The organism is Thermoflexus sp. (assembly GCF_042408365.1).
Taxonomy (GTDB): Bacteria; Chloroflexota; Anaerolineae; order Thermoflexales; family Thermoflexaceae; genus Thermoflexus.
The window spans coordinates 1-2,527 of the sequence record NZ_JBHOQJ010000086.1; the positions used below are offsets into that span (position 1 = coordinate 1).

The following is a 2,527-nucleotide window of genomic DNA, read 5'->3' on the forward strand; positions in this document are numbered from 1 at the left end:
TCTGCCTGGCCCCCCAGCGCTTGGGCGAACGCCTCTTGGAGCATTTTTTGGGGGGGAAGGCGACCGAAGACGACCTCTGCCCTCAACGTTAAGATCCTGCGGGCCAGATTCGCTCGGTGGGAAGCAGCCGATACAGCGCCAGGAAGATCAATGCAGCAATGGATGCCACCCAGAGCGCCAACAGCCATTCGCTCAGCGTCGGGAAGTAATCGAAACTCAACCCGGGACCCGTGAAAGCCATCTGGAGCCCTTCGAGCTCCGGCACCACCAGGGCCGGGATCACCAGGTTCAGCTTCGCACTGAGGCTGGTGAAGGCCAGCAGCCCACCGGCGATCCCCAGCCACGTCGTTCGCTCCCCGGAGAGCACCAGCAGGACGATGGGGACGGCCAGCCCCAGGCCCACTTGGAAGATCCAGAAGACCCACCAGAAAGGCCCGAAGAGCACGATCCGCAGGCTTTCCACCTTTGCCGGGATCCCCGCGTAGATGGTGGTGGAATATTCCGCCCATTCCAACACGACCCCAGCCAACAGCAGCCCCACAAGGGTCCAGCGAAGGAAACGCCCGGACTCCGGCTCCAAACGGCCCAGGAGGACGGCGAGAAAGAGCACAGCGGCCATTCCACTGATCGCCCCTTCCACCAGAAAGCGAATGGGCACCAGGGCGGATTCCCAGAGGGCCTGGGCGCTGACGACGCCGAAGAGGGCGCCCTCGGCGCCGCCAAAGATGACCGCTAGCACCAGCCCCAAGCCGAAAAGCGGCGGAAGGGCTGGGCTGGCCGGGCGGGTCCATTTCAGGTAAAGCAGGACCAAGAGCAAAATGCCATATAGGGTGTAAAACCAAGCCATCCACCCCATGATCGAGGTGAAGCTGGTGGAGAAGAACAGCTTCCAGAAGCGAAGAGGATGGCCGAGATCCAGCCAGACGGCCAAGAGGCCTCCGGCCAGCGCCGCAAGGGCGATGAGCAATGCGATCCCGCTGAGCGGCCGTAGCGCTCGGAGCCGGAAGCCGTCGCCCAGGGCGGCCACGAGGAAGCTACCGATGGAGATCCCTACCAGGGTCGTGTAAACCGTCACCCACAACCCCCAGGGCACATAGGTGCCGTAGGCAGCCACAGTGTGCCCGCCGGTGATGCGCTGGATCAGGCCTACGATCCCCACCAGGAAGCTCGCGATGGCAAGGCCCCATAGGATCTTCTCTGTTTTGCTCATGATATTCCTCCCAGCTTCGGACTGATGAGCATGTGCGAACAACCTTTGTCTCTGGGATGCGAGTTCCGACCTGTGGTTGGGGTGCGCCTCGGGACACCACCTCTGTTTTCAGATTCCGCACAAGCGATCGCTATCCTCTGTCAGAAGCCCCTCCAGCCATTGGAGATCGAGCCCCACGGCCTCCTGGGTCAACTCCGCCAGGCCCCTGAAAAAGGGATCCGCGCTGGCTTCCCTCAGCGCTTGGCAGAAGTGAGGCACCCAGCTCCAGACGTGCTGCTGGAGGAAATCCCGGCTGGCCTGCAGCGCCCGGGCGCGTTCTTCGGGGTCTGCCGCCTGGCGGGCGCGCCGGGCGAGGTGGGCCAGGAAACCGAGCTCGAGGGCGATGTGATCGGCTGGCAGCCGCCAATCCGCTTCGGGGATGGCCTGCCACGTCAAGTAGATCTGCCGAGCCGCGATCGCCGGAGGCCCCATCAATTGCCCCCCACACAAATAGAAAGAGGCATAGGGGGGCGCCGGCACGCGGCCTGGGCCTTCCATCAACCGCGTCATCTCGATGTTCAGATCCTCCAGCAGGGCGGTTCGATCTGGATGCTCCTGAAGCCGGGCCTGCATGCGCTCCAACCCCGAGGCCAGGGGCGAGCCTGGTCCGACGGCCAGGCTCGCCACCGCATCCAACACGGGCTCGGTGAGGGGGTAGGAGAACAACGCCCGCAGCAGGCTGTAAAGGCCCTCCCGCGCCTGAAGTTCCCGTTCCATCGCCCTGCTCCTCATCCGATTTTCCGGACCTTCACGATCACATCCCCATAAGCGGGCTGGCCCATGATCGGGGAGAGGTTCTCCGGGTCGACCAGGGCGTTATGGTTCGGCGTGATGTCGTGGAAGACATAAGTCTTGCCCAAGCCCGGGCTGAAACGGCCCCCGCCGCCCAGGGGGACCCGCAGGACGCTGGGTCGAATGGTCTCCACCAGGTAGACCTTCCCCCGGGTCTTAAAGCCCTGGGGCGTCTCCAGCTCGACCAGATCGCCGGTCTTAAGGCCCAGCCGCTCCCCATCGGCGCGGTTCATCTGGATCACACCGATGGACCAGGTTCCCCGAGGGATACGTACCCGACGGCCGGTGGAGGTCAGCCCGCTCTCGCCGATAATCATTTCCTCCACCACCCGTTCGTCGTTGAGAGGCGCCCACAGGTCCTCGGTCGGCAGGCGGCCCAGCCAGTCCACCATCTGGGTCCCCGACATGGCGTGGTGGATCCGACCGGAGATGACCTGGAACGGATACTCATCCCGGTACTTGGCGTAATCGGGGTTCGTGTAGGGA

Annotated in this window: 3 protein-coding genes; all 3 read right to left on the minus strand. The window is 64.1% G+C overall.

Translation table 11 applies throughout. The features are described from left to right. Positions 1–88: 88 nt before the first annotated feature. Positions 89–1,210, minus strand: coding sequence for an NrfD/PsrC family molybdoenzyme membrane anchor subunit (nrfD, locus tag ACFMO5_RS03555; RefSeq protein ID WP_376791386.1), 1,122 nt, complete (start codon positions 1,208–1,210; stop codon positions 89–91). A gap of 108 nt (positions 1,211–1,318) precedes the next feature. Beyond that, on the minus strand, positions 1,319–1,966 hold the full coding sequence (locus ACFMO5_RS03560) for a molecular chaperone (protein ID WP_376791387.1): 648 nt from the start codon (positions 1,964–1,966) through the stop codon (positions 1,319–1,321). Between the two features lie 11 nt (positions 1,967–1,977). Further along, positions 1,978–2,527 (minus strand): molybdopterin dinucleotide binding domain-containing protein (locus ACFMO5_RS03565; RefSeq protein ID WP_376791388.1); only part of this gene is annotated, 550 nt, incomplete at its 5' end.

Bases quoted from the DNA above. Each gene is read 5' to 3' on its own strand.
- nrfD (WP_376791386.1), bottom strand. From the start codon at position 1,210: ATGAGCAAAACAGAGAAGATCCTATGGGGCCTTGCCATCGCGAGCTTC.
- ACFMO5_RS03560 (WP_376791387.1), bottom strand. From the start codon at position 1,966: ATGGAACGGGAACTTCAGGCGCGGGAGGGCCTTTACAGCCTGCTGCGG.